This window comes from Streptomyces albidoflavus (assembly GCF_000719955.1).
In the GTDB taxonomy this organism is placed as follows: domain Bacteria; phylum Actinomycetota; class Actinomycetes; order Streptomycetales; family Streptomycetaceae; genus Streptomyces; species Streptomyces albidoflavus.
Map to the genome: position 1 here is coordinate 21,181 of NZ_JOII01000040.1, position 23,142 is coordinate 44,322.

21 protein-coding genes are annotated in these 23,142 nt (G+C 74.4%); 3 read left to right on the forward strand and 18 right to left on the reverse strand.

Features of this window, described 5'->3' with window-relative positions:
* Positions 1-1,350 (reverse strand): pyruvate dehydrogenase (acetyl-transferring) E1 component subunit alpha, encoded by a 1,350-nt coding sequence (pdhA, locus tag IF45_RS0127705; RefSeq protein WP_030310176.1) that lies wholly within the window; start codon positions 1,348-1,350, stop codon positions 1-3.
* A gap of 341 nt (positions 1,351-1,691) precedes the next feature.
* Between pdhA (IF45_RS0127705) and IF45_RS0127710 the strand changes: the two genes are divergently transcribed.
* Entirely contained in the window at positions 1,692-2,354 is a 663-nt protein-coding gene (locus IF45_RS0127710) for a response regulator (protein ID WP_003949312.1), read from the forward strand.
* A 102-nt stretch (positions 2,355-2,456) separates the two neighbouring features.
* Here the strand turns inward: IF45_RS0127710 and IF45_RS0127715 are convergent, their stop codons facing one another.
* Positions 2,457-4,028, reverse strand: a complete 1,572-nt coding sequence (locus tag IF45_RS0127715) for a protein kinase domain-containing protein (RefSeq protein ID WP_003949313.1) — start codon at positions 4,026-4,028, stop codon at positions 2,457-2,459.
* 399 nt (positions 4,029-4,427) lie between these two features.
* On the opposite strand from IF45_RS0127715, the gene IF45_RS0127720 reads away from it, so the two are divergent.
* Positions 4,428-6,077 carry a protein kinase domain-containing protein gene (locus tag IF45_RS0127720; protein ID WP_018896046.1) on the forward strand — a complete coding sequence of 550 codons (1,650 nt, stop codon included), beginning with the start codon at positions 4,428-4,430 and terminating at the stop codon, positions 6,075-6,077.
* Between the two features lie 81 nt (positions 6,078-6,158).
* Here IF45_RS0127720 and IF45_RS0127725 read toward each other — a convergent pair whose 3' ends face one another.
* From IF45_RS0127725 to pdhA (IF45_RS0127770), 10 genes are all read right to left on the reverse strand, one after another.
* Positions 6,159-6,707 carry a bacterial proteasome activator family protein gene (locus IF45_RS0127725; RefSeq protein WP_003949315.1) on the reverse strand — a complete coding sequence of 183 codons (549 nt, stop codon included), beginning with the start codon at positions 6,705-6,707 and terminating at the stop codon, positions 6,159-6,161.
* A 19-nt stretch (positions 6,708-6,726) separates the two neighbouring features.
* Complete coding sequence (locus IF45_RS0127730) at positions 6,727-7,551, reverse strand: hypothetical protein (protein WP_234479279.1); 825 nt, start codon at positions 7,549-7,551, stop codon at positions 6,727-6,729.
* A 228-nt stretch (positions 7,552-7,779) separates the two neighbouring features.
* Positions 7,780-8,166 carry a hypothetical protein gene (locus tag IF45_RS0127735; RefSeq protein WP_003949317.1) on the reverse strand — a complete coding sequence of 129 codons (387 nt, stop codon included), beginning with the start codon at positions 8,164-8,166 and terminating at the stop codon, positions 7,780-7,782.
* Positions 8,167-8,348: 182 nt separating this feature from the next.
* The gene (locus IF45_RS0127740; RefSeq protein WP_030310185.1) at positions 8,349-9,332 is read right to left on the reverse strand and encodes an NAD(P)H-quinone oxidoreductase; all 984 of its coding nucleotides are present in this window, start codon (positions 9,330-9,332) and stop codon (positions 8,349-8,351) included.
* 146 nt (positions 9,333-9,478) lie between these two features.
* Positions 9,479-10,585, reverse strand: a complete 1,107-nt coding sequence (locus IF45_RS0127745; protein ID WP_003949319.1) for a potassium channel family protein — start codon at positions 10,583-10,585, stop codon at positions 9,479-9,481.
* Positions 10,582-12,279, reverse strand: coding sequence for a molybdopterin molybdotransferase MoeA (locus tag IF45_RS0127750; RefSeq protein WP_030310186.1), 1,698 nt, complete (start codon positions 12,277-12,279; stop codon positions 10,582-10,584). The genes IF45_RS0127745 and IF45_RS0127750 overlap by 4 nt, the downstream gene beginning before the upstream one ends.
* Positions 12,276-13,193, reverse strand: coding sequence for an NTP transferase domain-containing protein (locus tag IF45_RS0127755; RefSeq protein WP_051720744.1), 918 nt, complete (start codon positions 13,191-13,193; stop codon positions 12,276-12,278). The genes IF45_RS0127750 and IF45_RS0127755 overlap by 4 nt, the downstream gene beginning before the upstream one ends.
* Positions 13,194-13,296: 103 nt before the next feature.
* Positions 13,297-14,727, reverse strand: coding sequence for a dihydrolipoamide acetyltransferase family protein (locus IF45_RS0127760; protein WP_030310190.1), 1,431 nt, complete (start codon positions 14,725-14,727; stop codon positions 13,297-13,299).
* Positions 14,727-15,776, reverse strand: a complete 1,050-nt coding sequence (locus IF45_RS0127765) for an alpha-ketoacid dehydrogenase subunit beta (protein ID WP_003949323.1) — start codon at positions 15,774-15,776, stop codon at positions 14,727-14,729. The genes IF45_RS0127760 and IF45_RS0127765 overlap by 1 nt, the downstream gene beginning before the upstream one ends.
* Entirely contained in the window at positions 15,773-16,969 is a 1,197-nt protein-coding gene (gene pdhA / locus IF45_RS0127770; protein ID WP_030310192.1) for a pyruvate dehydrogenase (acetyl-transferring) E1 component subunit alpha, read from the reverse strand. Before pdhA (IF45_RS0127770) ends, IF45_RS0127765 begins: the two co-directional genes overlap by 4 nt.
* Before the next feature lie 204 nt (positions 16,970-17,173).
* On the opposite strand from pdhA (IF45_RS0127770), the gene IF45_RS0127775 reads away from it, so the two are divergent.
* A complete protein-coding gene (locus IF45_RS0127775) occupies positions 17,174-17,638 on the forward strand; it encodes an Lrp/AsnC family transcriptional regulator (protein WP_008413264.1) in 465 nt (154 codons plus the stop codon).
* Between the two features lie 189 nt (positions 17,639-17,827).
* Here IF45_RS0127775 and IF45_RS0127780 read toward each other — a convergent pair whose 3' ends face one another.
* The 6 genes from IF45_RS0127780 to IF45_RS0127805 all read right to left on the reverse strand — a co-directional run bounded on the left by IF45_RS0127780 (position 17,828) and on the right by IF45_RS0127805 (position 23,102).
* Entirely contained in the window at positions 17,828-18,529 is a 702-nt protein-coding gene (locus IF45_RS0127780) for a TetR/AcrR family transcriptional regulator (protein WP_003949326.1), read from the reverse strand.
* Between the two features lie 115 nt (positions 18,530-18,644).
* Entirely contained in the window at positions 18,645-19,430 is a 786-nt protein-coding gene (locus IF45_RS0127785) for a TrmH family RNA methyltransferase (RefSeq protein WP_030310194.1), read from the reverse strand.
* Between the two features lie 10 nt (positions 19,431-19,440).
* Complete coding sequence (locus tag IF45_RS0127790; RefSeq protein ID WP_030310196.1) at positions 19,441-20,658, reverse strand: HTTM domain-containing protein; 1,218 nt, start codon at positions 20,656-20,658, stop codon at positions 19,441-19,443.
* Entirely contained in the window at positions 20,655-21,665 is a 1,011-nt protein-coding gene (locus tag IF45_RS0127795; RefSeq protein ID WP_078842943.1) for a DUF5819 family protein, read from the reverse strand. The genes IF45_RS0127790 and IF45_RS0127795 overlap by 4 nt, the downstream gene beginning before the upstream one ends.
* Positions 21,666-21,775: 110 nt before the next feature.
* Complete coding sequence (locus IF45_RS0127800; RefSeq protein ID WP_003949330.1) at positions 21,776-22,123, reverse strand: rhodanese-like domain-containing protein; 348 nt, start codon at positions 22,121-22,123, stop codon at positions 21,776-21,778.
* A 43-nt stretch (positions 22,124-22,166) separates the two neighbouring features.
* Positions 22,167-23,102: a J domain-containing protein gene (locus tag IF45_RS0127805; RefSeq protein ID WP_030310199.1), complete on the reverse strand. Its 936-nt coding sequence runs from the start codon at positions 23,100-23,102 to the stop codon at positions 22,167-22,169.
* Positions 23,103-23,142 lie beyond the last annotated feature (40 nt).

The following is a 23,142-nucleotide window of genomic DNA, read 5'->3' on the forward strand; positions in this document are numbered from 1 at the left end:
TCAGTTCGCCTTCCCGGTCACGTCGGCGTCCTCGAACGACGCCTGGTACGCCGCGAACTCGGCCCGCTCCTCGTCCACGAGGGCGTGCCCGTCCGCGTAGGTGTGCTCGAACATCGCCATCGGGTCGGGGTCGGGCATCGCCCGTACCGCCTCCCGTACGCGGCGGCCGAGCGTCTCGCTCTCCTCCTCCAGCGCCGTGAAGAACGCCTCGTCGGCGTGGCCCTCGGCCTCCAGGTGGGCGCGGAGCCGCTGGATCGGGTCGCGGGCCTCCCACGACTCCCGCTCGTCGTCGGAGCGGTAGCGGGTCGGGTCGTCGGAGGTGGTGTGGGCGCCCATCCGGTAGGTGAACGCCTCGACCAGCGTCGGGCCCTCGCCCCGCCGGGCGCGGGCCAGCGCCGCCTTGGTCACGGCGAGGCAGGCGAGGACGTCGTTGCCGTCGACGCGGACGCCGGGGAAGCCGAAGCCGCTGGCGCGCTGGTAGAGCGGTACGCGGGTCTGCTTCTCGGTGGGCTCGGAGATGGCCCACTGGTTGTTCTGGCAGAAGAAGACGACCGGTGCGTTGTAGACCGCGGAGAAGGTGAACGCCTCGTTCACGTCGCCCTGCGAGGAGGCGCCGTCACCGAAGTAGGCGATGACGGCGGAGTCCGCGCCGTCCTTGGTGATGCCCATGGCGTACCCGGTGGCGTGCAGCGTCTGGGAGCCGATGACGATCGTGTAGAGCTGGAAGTGGTTGCTGTTCGGGTCCCAGCCGCCGTGGTTGACGCCGCGGAACATGCCGAGCAGGTTGGCCGGGTCGACGCCCCGGCACCAGGCCACGCCGTGCTCCCGGTAGGTCGGGAAGACCCAGTCGTCCTCGCGGGTCGCCCGGCCCGAGCCGATCTGCGCCGCCTCCTGGCCGAGCAGCGAGGCCCACAGGCCCAGCTCGCCCTGGCGCTGGAGCGAGGTGGCCTCCGCGTCGAAGCGCCGGGTGAGGACCATGTCGCGGTAGAGGCCGCGCAGCTCCTCGGGCGTGATGTCGGCGACGTACGGGTCGTACTCGGCGTCGGCGACCCGCTTGCCCTCGGGCGTCAGCAGCTGCACGAGCTGCGGCTCGGCGGGGGTGGCGGGCGCCGCGGGGCCGGCCTGCCCGGCGGTCTTCGCCGTCTTCGCGGCCTTCGTGGCCTTGGCGGGGGTCCGCTTGGCCGGGGCCTTCCGGGCGGGGGCCTTGGCAGCGGTCTTGGCGGGCGCCTTCGCCGTCGCCCGCTTGGCGGGCTTCGGGGACTCGGCTGCCCGGGCGGTCCGCCCGGCGTCGCCGCCGGTCTCGGTCCCGCCGCGGCGCGTCCCTCGCGCGGCACTGCTCTCCACGGTCACGTGTGCTCCTCCGTCGGTCCGGCCCCCGGGGTCCACCGGGAGCCTGGTGCCCCCTCGTCGATGACGGGGGGAGGCTCGCCCGTCCCCGTTCGCGCACGGGGTGGGTGCGAGCCCGGGAACAAGGCGTGACAGGTGCCCCGGCGAACGCCTGTGACATGCACGTTACCCAGTGCTGCACAAATCCGCGAAACCCTACCTGACCTGCGATTTTCCTCGGAAGTCCAAGTAAATCCGGAAAGCGGCGCGCAGCTCCAGGTCACAGCCTCGCAGGGTGCCGGAACACCGGCACGTTATCCCGGTCACCCCGGGTGCGGGAAGACTTCGCGTGCGAGACTCCGTCCGTGCGTGAAAACGGAAAAATCACTGTATTCCTGCTCGACGACCACGAGATGGTGCGCCGGGGCGTGCACGAGATGCTGTCGGCCGAGGACGACATCGAGGTCGTCGGCGAGGCGGGCACCGCCGCCGAGGCCCTGACCCGCATCCCCGCCACCCGCCCTGACGTCGCCGTCCTGGACGTACGGCTGCCGGACGGCAGCGGGGTGGAGGTCTGCCGCGAGGTCCGCTCGCGGGACGAGTCGGTCAAGTGCCTGATGCTCACCTCGTACGCCGACGACGAAGCCCTCTTCGACGCGATCATGGCGGGCGCCTCCGGCTACGTCCTGAAGGCCATCCGCGGCGCCGACCTCCTCGACGCCGTCCGCCAGGTCGCCGCCGGCCACTCCCTCCTCGACCCGGCCGCCACCGCCCGCGTTCTGGAGCGGCTGCGCGGCCACGGCACCCCCGGGGACGACGACCGCCTCAGCGGCCTCACCGAGCAGGAACGCCGCATCCTCGACCTGATCGGCGAGGGCCTGACCAACCGCGCCATCGGCGAGCGCCTCCACCTCGCCGAGAAGACCATCAAGAACTACGTCTCCGCCCTCCTCGCCAAGCTCGGCATGGAGCGCCGCTCCCAGGCGGCCGCCTACGTGGCCCGGATGCACGCGGAACGCGGGGAGTAGCGCCGCACGGCGGCGGTACGCGGACGGGCCCCCGGTCGTGATGAACAGGGGCCCGTCGGTGTCGCGTGCTGCGGGAGCGGGGCGGGTACGGAGCCCGCGGGCTCACGGACCGCCGGTGGTCTCGCCCTCCGCCGGCGGCGAGTCCTCACCCGGCGGCTCCTCAGTCGTCGGAGGCGGCTCCTCCTCGGTCGGCGGCGGCTCCTCGGTCTGCGAGGGCTGCTCGTCCGTCGGCGTCGGGTTGGCCGGGGACTCCGGGGTGTTCTCGGTGGGCTGCTCGTTCGACCAGCCCGAGTCGCCGGTCTGCTCCGGCGGGTACGGCTGCTGGTTGCCGCCGGTGTCGCCCGGCGCGGTCTCCCCGTCGGTCTCCTCGTCGGAGGGCGAGGCGGACGGCGAGGAGGAATCCTTGGTGGAGCTGGGGGAGGGCTTCACCGGGGGCTTGTTGCCCTCGTCGTCGTTGAGCCCGTTCATGGCGAAGGCCACGCCGCCGACGATGGCCAGCACCGCGAGCACCGCGATCAGCCACATCCGGCCGCGCCCGGACCCGCCGGGCCGGCCGCCGCCCTCGTAGCCGCCGTCGTGCACGCCCGGCTGCCGGATCATCGGCTGCTGCATCGTGCCCGGGTCGGGGTGGGGGAGGCCACCGTGGCCGCCCATGCCGCCGACGCCCATGGCCGGGGTGTGGCCGCCCTCGTGCAGGTCGACGGGGCCGGTGTTCCAGGTCCGGGTGTGGCCGCCCTGCTGCTGGAGCATCTGGAGGCCGTACTGGACCAGGCCGCGCATCTCCTCGGCGCTCTGGAACCGGTCGTCCGGGTCCTTGGCGAGGGAGCGCATGACCAGGCCGTCCAGCTCCGGCGGCGCCGCGTCGGAGACCTCGGAGGGCGGGACCGCCTGGTCCTGGACGTGCTGGTAGACCACCGAGAGCGGCGTCTCGCCGGTGAACGGGGGCCGCAGCGCCAGCAGCTCGTAGAGGAGGCAGCCGGTGGCGTAGAGGTCCGAGCGGTGGTCGACGGCCTTGCCGAGCGCCTGCTCCGGGGAGAGGTACTGGGGGGTGCCCATCACCATGCCGGTCTGCGTCATCGTCGACTGGGCGCCGTGCAGGGCGCGGGCGATGCCGAAGTCCATGACCTTGACGGCGCCGGCGTGGGTGATGATGACGTTGGCCGGCTTGATGTCGCGGTGGACGATGCCGTGCTGGTGGCTGTAGGCGAGCGCCTCCAGGACACCGGAGACGATGATGAGCGCCTGCTCCGGGCCGGGCGCCTCCGCGTTGACCAGCAGGTCGCGGATGGTGTGGCCCTCGACGATCTCCATCACGATGTAGGGGACGGTGCTGTTGCCGACCCGGTCCTCGCCCGAGTCGTAGACCGCGACCACCGCGTGGTGGTTGAGGCCCGCGACCGACTGCGCCTCACGCGTGAAGCGCGCCTTGGAGACGGGGTCCTCCGCCAGGTCCGAGCGGAGCAGCTTCACAGCGACGGTCCGGCCGAGCCGGACGTCCTCGGCCGCGAAGACCTCCGCCATACCGCCCCGGCCGAGTCTGCGCGTCAGCCGGTAACGGCCGTCGCCAACGAGACCGCCGTTGCCCCACAGTTCCGGCGCGTCATGGGAGTCCGACATGTCGCCGCCAGTCGCCTCGGGGTCGGACGGGCCCTGAGCGCGCTGCGTCTGTGCCATCGGTCCTCGCCGTCGTGTCTTGATCGTCACTGTCCGCGCGCTCGGGTACGCACCCCGGGGTACGGAGATACTCGGTCTCGCCCGGAGAGTCGCGCGGGTGCTCCGACGGGTCACGCTACAGCCTCGTGAGGCCCCGCCGTTCCGAGATGGACCGGCCATCAAACCCCGAAAACCCCCTACGGGGCAAATCCCCCACCCCTCGGCCCGGCCCTTCCCGCACGGCCCGCACCCGCCCACCAGGGGTGTGCGCGACCCCTGGCCTCCAGGTGCGGGCCCTGTTGTCGTACGGTCACGGAACGGCCACCCGGCTTGACGTGTCCGTGGCCTGCGGCAGACTTGGCCAGAATGTAGGGATCACGTACCGGCGGGCACTCACCGTGCCGATGGGGGACGCACGACATGAGCCAGGACGGCGCGCAGGGCCGCTACGCGGGGCGGGCGGTGGCCGGCGGGCGCTACCAGCTCCGGGATCTGCTGGGCGAGGGCGGCATGGCCTCCGTGCACCTGGCCTACGACACGGTCCTCGACCGGCAGGTGGCCATCAAGACCCTCCACACGGAGCTGGGCCGCGAAGCCGCCTTCCGCGAGCGGTTCCGCCGCGAGGCGCAGTCCGTGGCGAAGCTCACCCACACCAACATCGTCTCCGTCTTCGACACCGGCGAGGACGACCTCGACGGCACGGCCACGCCGTACATCGTCATGGAGTACGTCGAGGGGCGGCCGCTCGGCTCAGTCCTCGACGAGGCGGTCTCCCGGCAGGGCGCGATGCCCGCCGACCAGGCGCTGAAGATCACCGCGGACGTGCTGGCGGCGCTGGAGATCAGCCACGAGATGGGGCTGGTCCACCGCGACATCAAGCCGGGCAACGTCATGATGACCAAGCGCGGCGTCGTGAAGGTCATGGACTTCGGCATCGCCCGCGCCATGCAGTCCGGCGTCACCTCCATGACACAGACCGGCATGGTCGTCGGCACCCCGCAGTACCTCTCCCCCGAGCAGGCCCTCGGCCGCGGTGTGGACGCCCGCTCCGACCTGTACTCGGTCGGCATCATGCTCTTCCAGCTGGTGACCGGCAGGCTCCCGTTCGAGGCGGACTCGCCGCTGGCCATCGCCTACGCGCACGTCCAGGAGGAGCCGGTCGCGCCGTCCTCGGTCAACCGCGCGCTGCCCCCGGCGGTGGACGCGCTGGTGGCCCGCGCGCTGAAGAAGAACCCGAACGAGCGGTTCCCCACCGCCGAGGCGATGCGCGACGAGTGCCTGCGGATCGCCCAGTCGCTCCAGCCGGCCGCCCCGAGCATCGTCCCCGGCCAGCAGACGCAGAGCGGCGCGGGCGTCGGCTCGGCCGTCTTCCCGCCGGTCGGCCAGCAGCCGCCCAGCACGGGCCCGGTCCAGACCCCGTACCAGCCCGGCCCCTACGGCGCGCAGACCCCGGCCCCGGCCCAGCACCACCCGGCCCCCACCCCGACGCCCGGCTACGGCTACCCGCAGCAGTCCGGCTACGGCACCCCGCAGCCCTACGGCCACCAGCAGGCCCCGGCGACCCCGCCGCCGTACGCGACCGTCCAGCAGAGCGGCAGCGGCAGCACCGGCGGCAAGCGGCAGATGCCGCTGATCGTCGGGTCGATCGTGGTGGCGCTGCTGGCGATAGGCGGACTGGTCACCGCGCTCGCCCTCCAGAAGGACGACGACTCGCAGGCGGGCGGCTCCGGCGACCCGGGCTCCTCGCAGGGCGAGGGGAAGGACGGCGAGAAGCCCGGCTTCCGCGGTCCGGACCTCACCAAGACGATGGAGACCGAGGAGTGCACCGACCCGGACGAGTCGTACAACGACCCCGAGAAGATTCGCGTCCCCGACTTCACCTTCACCAACATCACCTTCGTGAAGAAGTGCCTCCAGGCAGCGAAGTGGAAGTACGACACGACCTCGGTCGACGAGAACGCCTACGGCAAGGACACCGTCATGCGGCAGTCGCCGAAGGCCGGCACCGAGGTCGACCCGGACGACATGCCCTCCATCCAGCTCGACGTCTCCAGCGGCAACCCGAGCTGACCCTCCCCTGAACAGGCCGAAGGGCCGGGAGCGCCGACGCGCCTCCCGGCCCTTTCGCTGTGCTGCCTGGGGTGGGCGGGCCTACAGGTACGGGCCTCCGGTGCGGCCGGCGGCCGGGGAGGCGCCGTCGGCCTCCTCGGGGGCGACGCCGGGCGGCAGGGCGCGGCGCATCTGCTCCAGCTGGGCGCGGGCCGCCATCTGCTGGGCGAAGAGGGTGGTCTGGATGCCGTGGAAGAGGCCCTCCAGCCAGCCCACCAGCTGCGCCTGGGCGATGCGCAGCTCGGCGTCGCTCGGGGTGGCCTCGTCGGTGAAGGGCAGCGAGAGCCGCTCCAGTTCCTCGACCAGCTCCGGGGCGAGGCCGTCCTCCAGCTCCTTGACGGAGCTGGAGTGGATGTCCTTGAGACGGTTCCGGCTCGCCTCGTCGAGAGGAGCCGCGCGCACTTCCTCCAGCAGTTGCTTGATCATGCTGCCGATGCGCATGACCTTCGCGGGCTGCTCGACCATCTCGGTCACCGGTACTTCGGGGGTTTCGTCGTCGCCGCCGCCCAGCGCCATCCCGTCCTGGCCCACGATCAGGACCTGCGGGTTCTCCGTCGAGCGTGACGACCGTTCGTTCCTGGGCATCTCCATGGCAGCCATTCTGTCGCACTCAGATCCGACGCACGCGCAGGGCGAGGAAGACCAGGCCGAGGCCGAGACCGACCATGATCAAACCGCCTCCCAGGGGCAGGACGTGCAGGGAACGCCCCGAGCTGCGGGCCAGCTCCTGTTGCCCGGTGCCCTGCCCGGCCTCCCCCGCCTCGGTGCCGTCGTCCGCCACGGCGTCCTCCTCGGCGGGGCCCGGCACGGTCGCCTCCTCGCGGGGGACGGGCCGGGTGTCGGGCGCGGCCCGGTGGGCGGTCTCCGCGTGCGCCGCCGGGAGGGAGCGCGCGGGGGTCCGGCCGTGTTCCGGGGAGCGCGGGGCCACTGACGGCGGCACCGACGGCGAGGGGCTCGGCGCGGGCTGCTGCGGGGCCGTCTCCGGGTGCGGCGCCGGGGGAGGCCCGGTGGGGGCCGCCGGGGCGCCGGGCCGGAGCGGGGGAAGGACGCCGGACGCCGGAGTACGGTCCGGCGGCGGCGGGCCCGTGGGAGGCGCCGGCGGGTCGGGCATGCCGTGGACGCGGTGGTCCTGCGGTCCGCCGGGGTGCGGCCCGGGGTCGTGGCGGCGGCCACCGGGCTGCTCGGGCGCCGGGGTCCGGGCGGTGGCCTCGCCGGAGCCGTGGTTTTCCCGGGGAGCGGCGGCGTCCCTGCGGTCCGGCCGCTCGCCTCCGGGGCCGTACGCCTCGCCCAGGGTGGCTGCGCCGGAGTCCGGGCGGGAGGGTGGCACCGCGAGGGCGGGGGACGCCGGGACGGCGAGCAGGGCGGTGGCGGTGAGCAGGAGTGCGGGGAGTGCGGTACGCCGTGCGGGCATGCGCAGGTTCACGCCGGTGATCACGTCATTGCCCCCTGTCGGAGCCGGGTCGCTGGGCCGTCCGGGAAGACGACCGCGCTCACGGGCCTGAGCCGTTGTGCCCCGGCCCCCCATGGATCGATCGACCTCACCAGCGTCACACGGCCCCCGCGCCCCGGCATCTCGGTACCCAGCGCTCCCCCGCCGAAGCCCCGCGTACGAGTGAGCGGGGCCCGGCTTGTGCGGGCGGTGCCCGAGCAGGGCGGGGCCGGGTCAGCCCCTGGCCTGCTCCAGGTCGACGGTGAGGCGGCGGGCGCGGTCCATGGCCCAGCCGGCGGCGAAGAGTCCGGAGCCCGCGGCGAAGGCGGGGACGGAGACGACCAGGAGCGACACCGGCGTCGCCCAGTCGCGGGCGGCGGCGCAGTTCCGCTCGTGCCGCGCCTCGTCGCTCGTCGCCGTAGCGGCGCTGTACGGGTCCGGGCGGTCCGCGAGGGCGGGCGGGGCGCAGGTCTCGGAGGTCCCGTCCGCCCCGTGGGGCACGAACACCTGCCAGGCGGCCCAGCCCCAGGCCAGGAAGGCGACCACCAGCAGGAACCACCCCCAGCCGACCAGCCGGTTCGACTGCGCGTGGAAGTCCCGTTCGACGGCTGCTGGATGCATCTCGGCTGTCCCCCGTGTCCGGCCGGCCCCTCGGAGCCCCCGCAGGGGCCGGGAACCACCGGTACGGTTCCCCGCGACCGTCCGTGGACGATAGCGGTCGCGGGGAACAGTCGTACGGGCGGGCTGGGCTGACCGCGCGTCACGCACGGCCCGGGACCGCCCGGCCGATCAGGGCGTGCGGCTCACTCGCCGGTGACGAGGAGGACCTTGCCGATGTGGCTGCTCTCCTCCAGGACCCGGTGTCCGGCCGCGGCGTCACGCATCGGCACCTCGCGGTCGACGATCGGCCGCACCCGTCCCGTGTCGATCAGCGGCCAGACGTGCTCACGGACGGCGGCCACGATGGCGGCCTTCTCGGAGGCGGGACGCCCCCGCAGCGAGGTCGCGGTGACGGCGCCGCGCTTCCTGAGCAGCGTGGCGATGTCCAGCTCGGCCTTGGTGCCGCCCTGCATCCCGATGATGGCGAGCCGGCCGTTGGTCGCCAGCGCCTTCACGTTCCGGTCCAGGTACTTGGCGCCCATGATGTCGAGGATGACGTCCGCCCCCGCCCCGGCGGTGACCTCGCGGATCTCCTCCACGAAGTCCTGCTCGCGGTAGTTGATGAGGAAGTCCGCGCCCAGCTCGCCGCAGTACTGGAGCTTCTCCGGGCTCCCCGCCGTGACCGCGACCCTGGCGCCGACCGCCTTGGCCAGCTGGATCGCCATGGTCCCGATGCCGCTCGCCCCGCCGTGCACCAGCAGCGTCTCACCCGGACGGAGCTGGGAGACCATGAAGACGTTGGACCAGACCGTGCAGACCACCTCGGGCAGGGCCGCCGCCGTCTTCAGGCCGACACCGGCCGGCACCGGCAGCAGCTGGCCCGCCGGCACGGCGACCTTCTGGGCGTACCCGCCGCCCGACAGCAGGGCGCAGACCTCGTCCCCCACGGCCCACCCCGAGACCCCAGGGCCGATCGCCGCGATCCGGCCGGAGCACTCCAGGCCCGGGTACGGGGAAGCGTCGGGCGGCGGGTCGTAGAAGCCCTGCCGCTGGAGCAGATCGGCTCGGTTGACGGCGCCCGCGACGACCTCGACGAGCACTTCGCCCTCGCCGGGCACCGGGTCGGGGACAGGGGCCCAGACCAGGGCCTCGGGTCCACCGGGTTCGGGAATCGTGATCGCATGCATAGCCGCGAGGCTACGCCAGGGCCTGGCGGATGTTTCACGTGAAACATGCGGCTGCGGGCGCTAGCTCCCCGCTCGCGATGTTTCACGTGAAACATCATGACTTCGGCGGCATTTCGCCTCATGTTTCACGTGAAACATCGTCCGGCTCAGGGCAGCGGGCGCTTCGGGCCGGCCGCCGTGGGCCGGACCGGGGCGGTGCCGGGCTTGTTGTGGATGATCGTGATCACCCGGTCGGTCAGCTGGAGCGTGCCGATGGCCGGATCGTCGTAGCCGAGGAGCCGGTGGCCGCGCAGGACGCTGACCACCAGGTCGCCGGTCTCCCGGGGCGTCTTGCCCACCTCGGCCTTTATCACCGGCCGTTCGACCAGATCGAGACCGCTGCCCTGCTGGATCAGGTCCTCCATCACCGTGCCGGCGCTGGGGCTGAGGACGGAGAGGCCGAGGAGCCGGCCGGCCGCGCTGGCGCTGGTGATGACGGCGTCGGCGCCGGACTGGCGGAGCAGCGGCGCGTTCTCCTCCTCGCGGACGGCGGCGACGATGTTGGCACCCCGGTTGAGCTGGCGGCCGGTCAGGGCGACCAGGACGGCGGTGTCGTCCCGCTGGGTGGCGATGATGATCCGGCGCGCCTTCTGCACCTCGGCACGGAGCAGGACGTCGCTGCGGGTGGCGTCGCCGACGACCCCGACGAACCCCTCGGCGGCGGCCGCGTCGATCACCTTCTCGTTGGGGTCGACGATGACGATCTGGTCCTTGGAGAGGCCGGAGGCGATCACGGTCTGGATCGCCGAGCGGCCCTTGGTGCCGAAGCCGACGACGACGGTGTGCTCGCGCAAGGAGGACCTCCAGCGGTTCAGCCGCCACTCCTCGCGGGTCCGCTCGGTGAGGACCTCCAGCGTGGTGCCGACCAGGATGATCAGGAAGGCGACCCGCAGCGGGGTGACGGCGAGGATGTTGATGAGCCGCGCGCTGTCGCTGACCGGCACGATGTCGCCGTAACCGGTGGTGGAGAGCGTGACGGTGGCGTAGTAGAAGGCGTCGAGGAAGTCCACGGAGCCGTCGGAGTTGTCCCCGTAGCCGTCGCGGTCCAGATAGACGATGAAGACGGTGACGAGCAGGACGACGAGCGCCATCGACAGGCGCTTGGCGACCTGGAGGAGCGGGCGTTCGACGACGCGGTGCGGGAGCTTCACGCGGTGCGTGACGAGGTGTTCGTCCGCGTCCCGCGCCATGGCGTCCTGGCCGGGCAGTTTCACGTGAAACCGCCGCCCCCGCCCGCCCACGGCAGAGCCAGCAGCTCCACCGGGTGACCGGCCTCGGCCCCGCCGGGGACCACCACGGCCAGCGCGTCGGCGGTGGCCACACCGCGCAGCATCGCCGGACCGCCGAAGCTCAGCGGCCGCGCCCACCCCGCGTCCACCCGCACCGGCACCAGCCGCGTGTCGGACGGATGCCCCTGAACGGGCGCGTCCAGAACGGCGGTCGGGGCGGCGACGTCGGGCCCCGGCGGAGCGGTGGCCACGAGCGGATCGGAGGAGAGCTGCACCCGGCGAGTCTCGTACACGTCCGGGACGGCCCGGCTGCCGGGGGTATGTCCGGCAGCCGCCCCCTGCCGCAGCGGCGCCCCGGCGAGACCGCGCAACAGCGGTACGACGAGGGTGAGGAGGCCGCAGACCGCGGCGAGCGGGTTGCCCGGCAGGCCGACCAGGTGCTGGCCGGGGGCGGTACGCGCCAGCAGCATCGGATGGCCGGGCCGGACCGCGACCCCGTCGACCAGCAGGTCGGCGCCGAGCCGCTCCAGCGTCGGGTGGACGAAGTCGACCGGCCCGGCCGCCGTCCCGCCGGTGGTGACGACGAGGTCCGCCTCGGAGGCGGCCACCGCCTCGGCCAGCGCGTCGGGCCGGTCCCCGAGCCGCTCCACGGTCCGGACCTCCGCCCCGGCCTCGCGCAGCCAGTGCGGCAGCATCGGGCCGAGGGCGTCACGGATCAGGCCGTCCCGGGGCAGGCCCCGGGTGAGCAGTTCGTCGCCGAGGACGAAGAGGTCGACGGTGGGACGGGCGTGCACGGCCAGCGTGTCGTACCCGGCGGCGGCCGCCAGCCCGAGGACCGCCGGGGTCACCGCGCTCCCGGCGGGCAGCAGGGTGTCACCGGTGCGGCACTCCTGGGCGCGCGGCCGGATGTCCTGACCGTGGACCACCTCGCGCTCCGGGTGGAGCCCGCCGTGGGCGTCGAGGCGGCCGTGCTCGCTGCGGATGACGGCCGTCACGTCCCTCGGGACCCGGGCGCCGGTCGCGATCGGCACCGCCTCCCCGTCGGCCAGGGCCTCTCCGGACTGCCCGGCCAGCACGCCGTCGGGCCGCACCCGCCAGGGGCCCGGCCCGGCCACCGCCCAGCCGTCCATCGCCGAGGTGTCGAACGGCGGCAGATCGGTGAGGGCGGCCAGCGGGCGCGCCAGGACCAGCCCGAGCGCCTCGGCCGGCGGCAGCTCCAGCGGGGGCCGCACCGCCGAGGTCCGCTCCCGGACCGCCTGCCCCGCCCGCCCGGCCACCCGTACCGCCTCGGCCCAGCCGGTGACGGCGGAACCGTGGGGCCGCGCGCCGCACTGCCCGTGGGAGGCCGCAGCGGCGGAAGCCCGCCCGGGCGTCTCGCCGTCCGGGGTCTCGTGCGGCCGGGGCGCGCCACCGCTCCGGGCGGGGGGCGGCGTCGCCCGGCCGGGCGGCTCGGGGCCGTACTCCGGCGGCCACGGCGTGCCGGCCGGTTCCCCGGCCGACGGGCGGGGGGCCGCCGTCCGGTCGTCCCCGGTGGACTGCGGTGCGTCACCGGTCCGGCCGTCGGCCTCCTGGTCGTACGGGGCGGCGGGCTCGTCGCGGGTGCGGCGTGCGGAGGCGTCGTTGACCAGGGCCAGGAGGGAGTCGAAGCCGTCCGGGTCGGGGGCCGGGGAGCCGCTCACCCGGTGCCTGCCCCGGGCTCGGGCGGTACCTCGGCCGCCCAGCGCTCGGCGAGGGCGGCGGCCTTGCGCGCCGCCTCGGCCACCGCTTCGGGCCCGCCGCCCGCACGGCCTGCCGCGTATCCCACCAGGAAGGTGGTGAGCGGGGCCGCGGGGCGTTCGACGCCGTGGGCGGCGTCACGGGCGAGGTCGAGAAGGACACGGATGTCGACGTCCAGGTCGATACCGAGTTCTTCCTTGGCTGCCAAGATCCATTCGTTCAACACGTGTCCATGCTCCCTGATCCGCGCACGGGCCGCCGCGAGGTCCCCCCAGGTGTCGCAGTCGAAGGAGACCGGCGCACCGGCCTCCTCGGCCAGGTGGTCCAGTGTCAGGCGCGAGGTCAGCCGCCGCAGCGGAAGCCCCGTCAGCTCGCCCTCCCCGGCCCGGATCTCCGCCAGCGCCCGTACCAGGGGCGCCCTGAGGTACGCGCCGACCAGCGGCTGGTCCCGGCCCTCCGCGTCCCGGGCCAGCACGGCGTCCGCGCCGCCCTCCGCGAGCCGGGCGAGCAGCGCGCGCACCGCCGCCTCGTCCAGAAACGGCAGATCGGCCGAGACCACGACCACGGCCGGCGCCCCCTCGGCACCGCCCGCCGCCGCGATCCCGGCCGCCAGCGCCGCGAGCGGCCCCCCGCCCGCGGGCTCCTCGCGCGCCCACACCACCTCGCGCGCCACCTCCCTCGGCGCCGCCACCACCACCGTCGTCCGGGCCTGGCCGCACGCCGCCAGCACCCGGTCGATCAGCGCCCGCCCCCCGACCCGCAACCCCGGCTTGTCCACGCCCCCGAGCCGCCGCGCCCCACCCCCCGCGAGCACGACGGCGTCGAACACCCCCACACCCCGCCCGGACACCCCAGAACCACCAGACCCGAAACTCATGGCCCCGAGTATGCGGGGCCCCGCGCCTCGCCCGACCCCCGACTACCGCCGACCGGGCGTACCCGCTCGGCGCCGGCCAGCTCAGCCCGGCCGGCGCCTGCGGCTAGACCCCCCGCAGCAGCATCGCGGGCTGCTCCACGCAGTCGGCCACGTACCGGAGGAACCCCCCGGCGACGCCGCCGTCGCAGACGCGGTGGTCGAAGGTGAGCGAGAGCTGCGTGACCTGGCGGACGGCCAGCTCCCCCTCGTACACCCACGGCTTGGGGACGATGCGTCCCACGCCGAGCATCGCGGCCTCGGGGTGGTTGATGATCGGCGTCGAGCCGTCGACCCCGAAGACGCCATAGTTGTTGAGCGTGAAGGTGGAGCCGGTCAGCTCCCCGGGCGTCAGCGACCCGTCCCGTGCCGCCCCGGTGAGGCGGCCCAGTTCCTCGCTGAGCGACTCGGCGCTCCGCGCGTGGGCGTCGCGGACCACCGGCACGACCAGCCCCCGGTCGGTCTGCGCCGCGAAGCCGACGTGGACCCGCTCCAGCCGGACGATCTCGCGGGCCTCGGTGTCGACCCGCGCGTTCAGCTCCGGGTACCGGGCCAGCGCGGCCGTGCAGATCCGGGCCAGCAGTGCCAGCAGCGAGATCTTGGGGGCGTCCGGGCCCCCGGCCGCGTTCATCGCCCGCCGGGCGGCGAGCAGTTCGGTGGCGTCGACGTCGACCCAGCAGGTCGCCTCGGGGATCTCCCGCCGGCTCCGGCTCATCTTGTCGGCGACGACCCCGCGCAGCCCGCGCAGCGGAATCCGCACCTCACCGGCGTCGGCGGCCGGGGCCGAAGCAGCGGCGGCACTCGGCTCGGCGGCGGCGGGAGCGCCGGCCGCCCCGATCGCCCGCTCGACGTCGGCCCGCAGGATCAGCCCGTCGGGGCCGGACCCGGTCAGCGTCCGCAGCTCGACCCCGTTCTGCCGGGCCAGCCGCCGTACCAGCGGGGAGATGACCGGCACCGGCCCCGGCGCGGGCTCGGCCGCCTCCGCCCGTACGGGCACCTCGGGGGTGACCGCGTGGCGCCCGTAACCGGAGGCCACGCCGTTGACCTGACCGGCAGCGGCGGCGGGGACCGGCGTGGGCCGGACCCGGCGGCGCCGGGCGGGCGGCGCGCCCGTGCCGTAGCCGACCAGGACGGCCCCGGAGGTCTCCCCCGCGCCGCCGTCCTCGGCCGCGTCCGCACCGTCGGCCTCCGCCACGACACCGTCCGCGCCGCCGGAACCGGAACCCTCGGCGGCGGCCGGGGCGGAGGCGTCCGCGCCGACCGCGACCGTCAGCAGCGGCGCCCCGACGGCCAGCTCCTCGCCCTCCGCGCCGTACCGCGCGGTGACCACACCGCCGTACGGGCACGGCACCTCGACCATCGCCTTGGCCGTCTCGACCTCGACCACCGGCTGGTCGACGGCGACGACCTCGCCGACCTCCACCAGCCAGCGCACGACCTCCGCCTCGGTCAGCCCCTCACCGAGGTCGGGCAGCGTGAACTCCTTGACCTCGGCCATCAGCTCCGCGCCTCCCACTGCAGCCGCTCGACCGCGTCGAGGACCCGGTCGACGCCGGGCAGGTGGTGCCGCTCCAGCATCGGCGGCGGGTAGGGGATGTCGAACCCGGTGACGCGCAGCACGGGCGCCTCCAGGTGGTGGAAGCAGCGCTCGGTGACCCGGGCGGCGATCTCCGCGCCGGGCCCGCCGAAGCCGGTGGCCTCGTGGACCACCACGGCCCGCCCGGTCCTGCGCACCGAGGCGCAGACCGTCTCGTCGTCGAAGGGGACCAGCGACCGCAGGTCGACCACCTCCAGCTGCCGCCCCTCGGCGCGCGCCGCCTCGGCCGCCTCCAGGCAGACGGGGAGCGAGGGCCCGTAGGTCAGCAGCGTCGCGTCGGTGCCGGCGCGGCGGACCACGGCCCGCCCGATCGGCTCGACCTCGGCGGGCGCCTCGGGCGACCAGTCGGACTTCGACCAGTACAGCCGCTTGGGCTCCATGAAGACGACCGGGTCGTCCGAGGCGATGGCGGCACGCAGCAGCCCGTACGCGTCCTCGACGGTCGCCGGGGTGACCACGTGCAGGCCGGGCGTGGCCACGTAGTACGCCTCGGAGGAGTCGCTGTGGTGCTCGACGCCGCCGATGCCGCCGCCGTAGGGGACGCGGATGGTGATCGGCAGGGGCATGGCGCCCCGGGTGCGGTTGCGCATCTTCGCGACGTGCGAGGCGAGTTGCTCGAACGACGGGTAGGCGAAGGCGTCGAACTGCATCTCCACCACCGGGCGCAGGCCGTACATGGCCATGCCGACGGCGGTGCCGAGGATGCCGGCCTCGGCGAGCGGGGTGTCCGTACAGCGGTCGTCGCCGAACTCGGCGGCCAGGCCGTCGGTGATCCGGAAAACACCGCCGAGCGTGCCGACGTCCTCGCCCAGCACGTGGACGGCAGGGTCCTCGGCCATGGCGTCGCGCAGCGCGCGGCCGATGGCCTGGCCCATGGTGGCGGGTTTGGCGGCCTTGGCGCGGCGGGCCGGGCGGGCCGTGCCGGTGGTCTCGGGGGCGGAGGCGGTCATCGGAGGTCCTCCCCGTGGCTGGCGGCTTCGGCGTCGAGTTCGGCGCGCAGTTGCGCGGCCTGCTCCCGCAGCTGCGGGGTGGGCTCGGCGTAGACGTGGTCGAAGAGGTCGGCGGGGGTCAGCTCGGCGTCGGCGTTCATCCGCTCGCGCAGCGAGGCGGCGAACCGCTCGGCGTCCTCACGGACCGCCGCGAACGCCGCCTCGTCGGCGAGGCCCCGGGCCCGCAGCGCGCCCTCCATCAGCTCGACCGGGTCGTGGGCGCGCCACGCCTCGACCTCCTCGGCGCCCCGGTAGCGGGTGGCGTCGTCGGCGTTGGTGTGGGCGTCGATGCGGTACGTGATCGCCTCGACCAGGGTGGGGCCGCCGCCCGCGCGGGCCCCGGCCACCGCCTCGGCGAGGACGGTGTGAACGGCGAGGGCGTCGTTGCCGTCGACCAGGCGGCCCGGCATCCCGTACCCGACGGCCTTGTGGGCGAGGGAGGGCGCGGCGGTCTGCTTGTCGAGCGGCACCGAGATGGCGAAGCCGTTGTTCTGCACCAGGAAGACGACGGGCGCCTGCCAGACGGCGGCGAAGTTGAGCGCCTCGTGGAAGTCGCCCTCGCTGGTCCCGCCGTCGCCGACCATGGCGAGCGCCACCACGTCGTCGCCCTTGAGCCGCGCCGCGTGGGCGAGGCCGACCGCGTGCGGCAGCTGGGTGGCGAGCGGCGTGGAGAGCGGCGCGATCCGCACGGCACGCGGGTCGTACCCGGTGTGCCAGTCACCGCGCAGCAGGGTGAGCGCCTGCATCGGGTCCAGGCCCCGGGCGACGGCGGCGAGCGTGTCGCGGTAGCTGGGGAAGAGCCAGTCGCGCTCCTCCAGCACCAGGGCGGCGGCGACCTCGCACGCCTCCTGGCCGGTGGAGGAGGGGTAGACGGCGAGGCGGCCCTGCTTGGTCAGGGCGGTGGCCTGCGTGTTGTAGCGGCGGCCGAGGACCAGCTCGCGGTGGAGGCGCTTCAGCAGGGCCGGATCGGCCTCCTGGGCCGCCTCGGTCCCGAGCAGGCGGAACGGGGACTCGTCGGGCAGCAGCGGCCCCGGGTCGACCCGCGGGCGCCAGGCGGGCGGCGTGACGGTGTGCTCCGCCGCCTCGGGTACGTCCTCGGGGCCGGTGGGCCGGCGCCGGTCGACGACCGGCGTACTCTGCCGCTTCTTCGACACGTCGCCTCCTCCTTGTCACGAACGGTCACACAGGGAAGGAGCGTCCGCACGGCGTGCTGTGACGCGCCTCACCTACCGATTGTTCGGTCGCCGAGGCATTTTGGCTACGGGCGGCCCCAGGATGTGGACGAACGGTTCTGCACGGCGCGGACCGGGCACAGGTCGTCCATAGGGCGGGCCCGCCGGGAGTGGGGAGCGATACGAATGGCCGAACAGCCGGCACCCAGACCACTGGACGCCGTCGACAGGGACATCCTGCGACTGCTCCAGGCGGACGGCCGCGCCTCGATCCGGTCGGTGGCCGACACCGTCCACGTCTCGCGCGCCAACGCCTACGCCCGCATCAACCGCCTCATGGAGGACGGCGTCATCCGGGGGTTCGGCGCCCGCGTCGACCACGAGCGCGCCGGGCAGGGCGCCTGCGCCTACATCACCCTGAAGATCGTCCAGAACTCCTGGCGCACCATCCGCGAGGAACTCCGCCGGCTCCCCGGCGCCGCCCACATCGCCCTGGTCAGCGGCGACTTCGACGTCCTCCTCATGATCCACGCCGCCGACAACCGCGCCCTGCGCGAACTCGTCCTCACCCGCCTCCAGTCCATCCCCGACGTCCTCTCGACCAGAACCCTCCTGGTCTTCGAGGAAGAGGAACTGTCACCGGAGGGGTGACGCGAACCGGGCCGCAGTGACCTTCAGCCCGGCCGGCTCTTGAGGCCACATCTCCAGCCCGGCCGGCGTTCGAGGCCACACCTCCAGCCCGGCCGGCGCTTGAGGCCATCGTTGACCGGCCGCCGGGACGGCCCGCAGCCGCCCCTCACCACGGCACCCCGGCCGGCTGAGGCCCGGGCCAAGCCGAGGTCACCCCTGGGCGCGCAGCCCAGAGAAGGCGATCCGCACCACCGCATCGGCGATCTCGGCCCCACTCCCGAGCGGCCCCTCCTCGTAGGGCGACCCCCCGTCCCCCTGCCGGACCCCGTCCGGCCGATACCACTCGACCACCGAGTTGATCATCCCGAAGAGCAGCCGCGTGGCCATGCGCACCTCCACGTCCCCGCGCAGCTCCCCCTCCCGCACGGCCGCCGCGAAGAGCCCGGCCACCCGGTGGTCGAACTCGCGGCGCCGCTCCAGCGCCCACCGCTCGGTGTCGGTGTTGCCGCGCACCCGCAGCAGCAGCGTCACGTAGGGGAGTTCGGCGACGAGCACCTCGACGGTCCGGCGGGTGACGTACTGGGCCCGCTCCAGCGGACGCCCGGTGACCGCGCCCTCCTCGTCCAGGACGGCGAAGAGCCCGTCGATGGCCCGGCTGACGGCCCGGCGCAGCAACTCCTCCTTGGAGGAGACGTGGTGGTAGATCGAGGACTTGGAGATCCCGGCCGCCTGCGAGAGGTGCTCCATCGAGGTGCCGTCGTACCCGCGCTCGTTGAAGACGCGCACCGCCACCGAGAGCAGCGTCTGGGGCGTGTACGTGTCGCGCCCGCTCCGTGGGGCGCGCCCCGCGCCCCGCCCCCGCTGCCCGGCCGTGGCCGCGCCCGGCGAGCCGCCGCCCTGGTGTGCTGTCATGCCCGCGATCCTCCCGTACGGATACCGGCGGCCCGGCAACGGGGTGCCCCCGCCGAACCGACCGATCGTTCGGGCAATCTAACGCGATCCTCGCCCCACGGCCCACCCGGAACCCTCAGGCGGGCGCCGCCCCCGAGGCCGAGGCCCAGTGGAAGAGCGTCATGCCGACGCTGGTCGCCAGGTTGTAGCTGGAGACCTGGGGGCGCATCGGCAGGGCGACCAGGTGGTCGGCGCGGGCCCGCAGCTCCGCCGTCAGCCCGTGCCGCTCGGAGCCGAAGGCGAGCAGCGCGTCGTCCGGCAGGGTGAGACCCCGGATGTCGGCGCCCTCCGGGTCCAGCGCGAAGAGCGGCCCGTCCGGCAGCTCGGGCACCTCCAGCGGCGCCACCGCCGTCGCGAAGTGCAGCCCCGCGCCACCGCGCACCACCGTCGGATGCCACGGATCGAGCGGCCCGGTCGTCACCACCCCGCTCGCCCCGAACCCGGCCGCGAGCCGCACCACGGCCCCCGCGTTGCCCAGATGGCGCGGCTGGTCCAGCACGACCACCGGCGTCCGCCGCGCCCCGCGCAACGCCGCCTCGACCGCCACCGGAGCGGGCCGCTCCGCGAGCGCCGCCACCCCGGTCGGATGCGGCCGCGCCACCAGCCCGCGCAGCGTCTCCGCGTCCACCTCCACCAGCAGCCCCGCCAGCACCCCTTCGAGGTCCGGCGCCAGCTCCGCCGCGAGCTCCAGCGCCGCCGCGCGGTCCGCGCAGAGCGCCACCGGCACCACCGCCCCGAACCGGAGCGCGTGCTTCAGCGCGTGGAACCCCTCCAGCAGGACGTACCGGGGCGCGCCCGCGCTCCCGGAGCCCGCCTCAGGGGCCAGCCCCCGCCAGCGCTCCAGCGCCTCGTACACGTCCATGGCGGGAAGCCTACGACGGCCGGACGGGCAGCTTCCGCGCCGGCCCGGCGGGCTCCTCGTCCCCGGGTACGCCGTCCGCGCCCCGCCCGAACACCGCACGCGCCCGGCGCACCACCCCGGCCCGCGCCCTCGCGCACCGGGCGCCCGCCCACAGCAGGAAGACCGTCGGCAGGAAGACCGCGTCGGCCGCGATCATCGCCAGCGAGAAGAAGGGCAGCCCCAGCAGCACCGCGATGGCCAGGTGCTCGGCCATCATCAGCGCCAGCAGCACGTTCTTCGCCCGCCGGTTGAGCAGGGCGAACGGGAACGCCACCTGCGTCAGCACCGTCCCGTACGTCACCACCAGCACCAGCAGCCCCTGCCCGGCCAGCATCCCGGAGATCCCGGGCCACGGCGAGAACGACTCCAGCTGCAACGGGTAGTAGACCGCCGTGCCGTCCTGCCAACGACTGCCCTGGATCTTGTACCAGCCGGCCGTCGCGTAGATCAGGCAGGTCTCCACCATGATCACCAGCAGGGCCCCGTTGTGCACCAGATGGGCCACCACGTCACTGAGCAGGTACGCCTGCCCGTCCGGCGCCCGCCGGCCCAGCCACCACCACAGCGCCTGCCCGGTCAGCAGCGTCCAGAAGAACAGCAGCCAGCCCCACCCGGCCACCCCGAGGACCGTCACCGCCGCCAGCGCCGCCGCGCCGCCCGCCCACAGCACCGGCCCGGCACGGTCCGCCCACGGCTCCCGCCCCGCCGCGCCGGCCCGCGCCGCCCGGCGCGCGTCCAGCGACCAGACCTGGCCGCAGCGGGTCAGCACCAGGTAGATCGCGAGGAGGTGGACGACGTTGTCACCGCCGTCGCCGACGAAGATGTTCCGGTTCTGCAGCGAGAGCACGCCCACCATGAACAGCACGGACATCGTCCGCGTCCGCCAGCCGAACAGCAGCAGCGCGCTCGCCACCACCGCCAGCGCGTACACCGCCTCGAACCACAGCCGCCCGTCCGACCACATGAGCAGCGTGAACGCGTCGTTCCCCGCGATCAGCCGCCGCGCCATCGACCAGCCCCACGGCCCGTCCGGCCCGTACAGCAACTGCCGGTGCGGGAACTCCCGCAGCAGGAACAGCAGCCACGTCCCCGCCAGCCCGATCCGCACCGCCGCCGTCTGGTACGGGCCCAGCGACCGCGAGGTCACCAGCTGCACGCCCCGCGCGCACCGGCCCAGGGACGCCTTCACCGCGCGCCCCCCTCGCCGTCGCGCCGCAACTGGAGGCTCCCGTCGAGCGGAACATCCGAATCCGTCACCGACCACCACGTGAGCTCGCGGTCGACGGGCTTCCGGCTCACCTTCTCGTCGCTCCACGGAGGAGGCGGCACCGGCGTCGTCCGCGAGCGCACCTGTATCCGGTCGATCACCCCGTCCCGCGTGCCCTCCAGCTCCGTCACCAGCCGCGCCAGCACGATCCGGCGCACGTACCGTTCGGAGAGGTCGCCGCGCATGCCGTTCGGCACCCCGGCGGTGTCGTGCGAGTTGACGTAGAAGTCCCAGCCCCGGCGGAGCAGGTTCTGCCGCGTGTGGCTCGGCAACGGGTCCCCGTCGATCGCCTCACCGTCCAGCGCCGACAGGTCGACCCAGCGGGTCCGGTCCAGCGTCCCGTCCTCCGCCAGGATCTCGGCGCGCGCCTGCACGGCGATGTTCTGCTGCAGGGGGTTGGGCGCGAACAGCTTCCAGTTCTGCTCGAACTCCGGGTAGATGTAGTCGTCGACCGCCTGCCCGTGCTGCTTGGTCACCGTGTTGGCCGGCGCGACATGCAGGAACACCATCAGCAGATGCACCCCCACCCCCGCCGCCACCAACGCCATCACCACAGCCGCCACCACCTGATTCCCCACCCGCAACGCCCCGATACCGGGGCCCACGGCGCCCGGGGAGACGACAGGGACGAGGTCCGGTTCTGCGGAGCCGGGGGCGGGTGCGGAATCGGCGGCGGGGTCCGCCGCGACGGGCGGGGGAGCGGGCCGGGACCCGGCCGGAACCGGGGCGGCGCCTGCGAGACCGGGCGCGGAACCGAGCGTGTGCGCGGTCCGGCCGGCAGGCGGGGAAGGGTCGGGAAGGTGCTCCGGGGACGCCGCCCGCTGGGCGCCGATCCCCGGCCGCCGCGAAGGCGTACGGTCCTCGTCGCGCCCCCGCGTCTCCTCCTCGGGGTCCGCCTCCGCGTCCCCGGCGCCGCCGTATGCGTCCATCCGAACCGTCCCCGTTCACCGAACGGCGGCGCTCAAGGGCCGCCCCGCGCAGAAACCGTACTCACGGCACGGGCCGGGCCGCAGGGCCACGGACGACTCCGGTGTCCGCCTCAGGCGACGAAGCCCGGCTGCCCCTTCTCGTCGACCAGCGGCCGGCCCGCGATCTCCCAGGCCCGCATGCCGCCCTCGACGTTCACCGCGTCGATCCCCTGCTGCCGCAGATACATCGTGACCTGCGCCGACCGGGCCCCGGACCGGCACACCACGTTGACCCGGCCGTCCTGCGGCGCCGCCTCGGTCAGCTCGCCGTACCGCTCCACGAAGGCGCTCATCGGGATGTGGAGCGCATCGGCGGCGTGGCCCGCGTTCCACTCGTCGTCCTCCCGGACGTCCAGCAGGAAGTCCTCGCCGGACAACGCTCCGACCTCGACCGTGGGTACCGCAGATCCGAAATGCATGGCCCCGACGCTACCGGACGCCCTCCGCCCGGACCGGCGCCGCTCACTCCAGCAGCGCGGCCAGCTCCCGCTCACGCCCGGCGACCTCGGCCAGAAGCTGCTCGGCGATCTGGTCGAGCAGCCCGTCGGGGTCGTCCTGCGCCACCCGCAGCATCGAGCCGATGGCCCCGTCCTCCAGCCTCTTCGCGACCAGCGTCAGCATCTCCTTGCGCTCGGCCAGCCACTCCAGCCGCGCGTACAGCTCCTCGCTCCGGCTCGGCGGCTGCTCCTCGGAAGCAGGTCCCGCCTCCCACTCGGCCGTCAGCGCCCGCAACGCCTCCTCGTCACCGAGGGTGTACGCGTGGTTGACCCGGGCGATGAACGCGTCCCGACGCGTCCGCTCGGCCTCCCCCTGCGCCAGATCGGGGTGGGCCTTGCGGACCAGGTCCCGGTAGAGCCGGCGGGCGTCCGCGCTGGGACGCACCCGCTGCGGCGGGCGCACCGGCTGGTCGTTGAGCATGGAGGCGCCCTCGGGGGAGAGTCCCTCGGAGTCGATCCAGCCGTGGAACAGCTCCTCCACCCCCGGCATCGGCATGACCCGCGCCCTCGCCTCCCGCGCCAGCCGCAGATCCTCGGCGTCCCCGGTCCGCGCCGCCTTCGCCTCGGCGATCTGGGCATCCAGCTCATCGAGCCGGGTGTACATCGGGCCGAGCTTCTGGTGATGCAGCCGGGAGAAGTTCTCGACCTCCACCCGGAAGGTCTCCACCGCGATCTCGAACTCGATCAACGCCTGCTCCGCAGCCCGGACCGCCTTCTCGAGGCGCTCCTCGGGGCGAGGCGGGGGGTCGGCGGGGGCCGCGTCGGTGGGGGCGGCCGCATCGGCGGGGCCGGGGGCGTCGGCGGGGGGTTCGGCGGCGGGCTTCGCTGCGGAGGGCGCGCCCTGGGAAGGCTCTTCCGGGGCGGGGTCGGCGGGCAGAGATTCGGCTTCCGGGCTCGTCACTCGTCCAGCGTAGGCCCTTTTGGGGGCTGTCTCTTTTAAA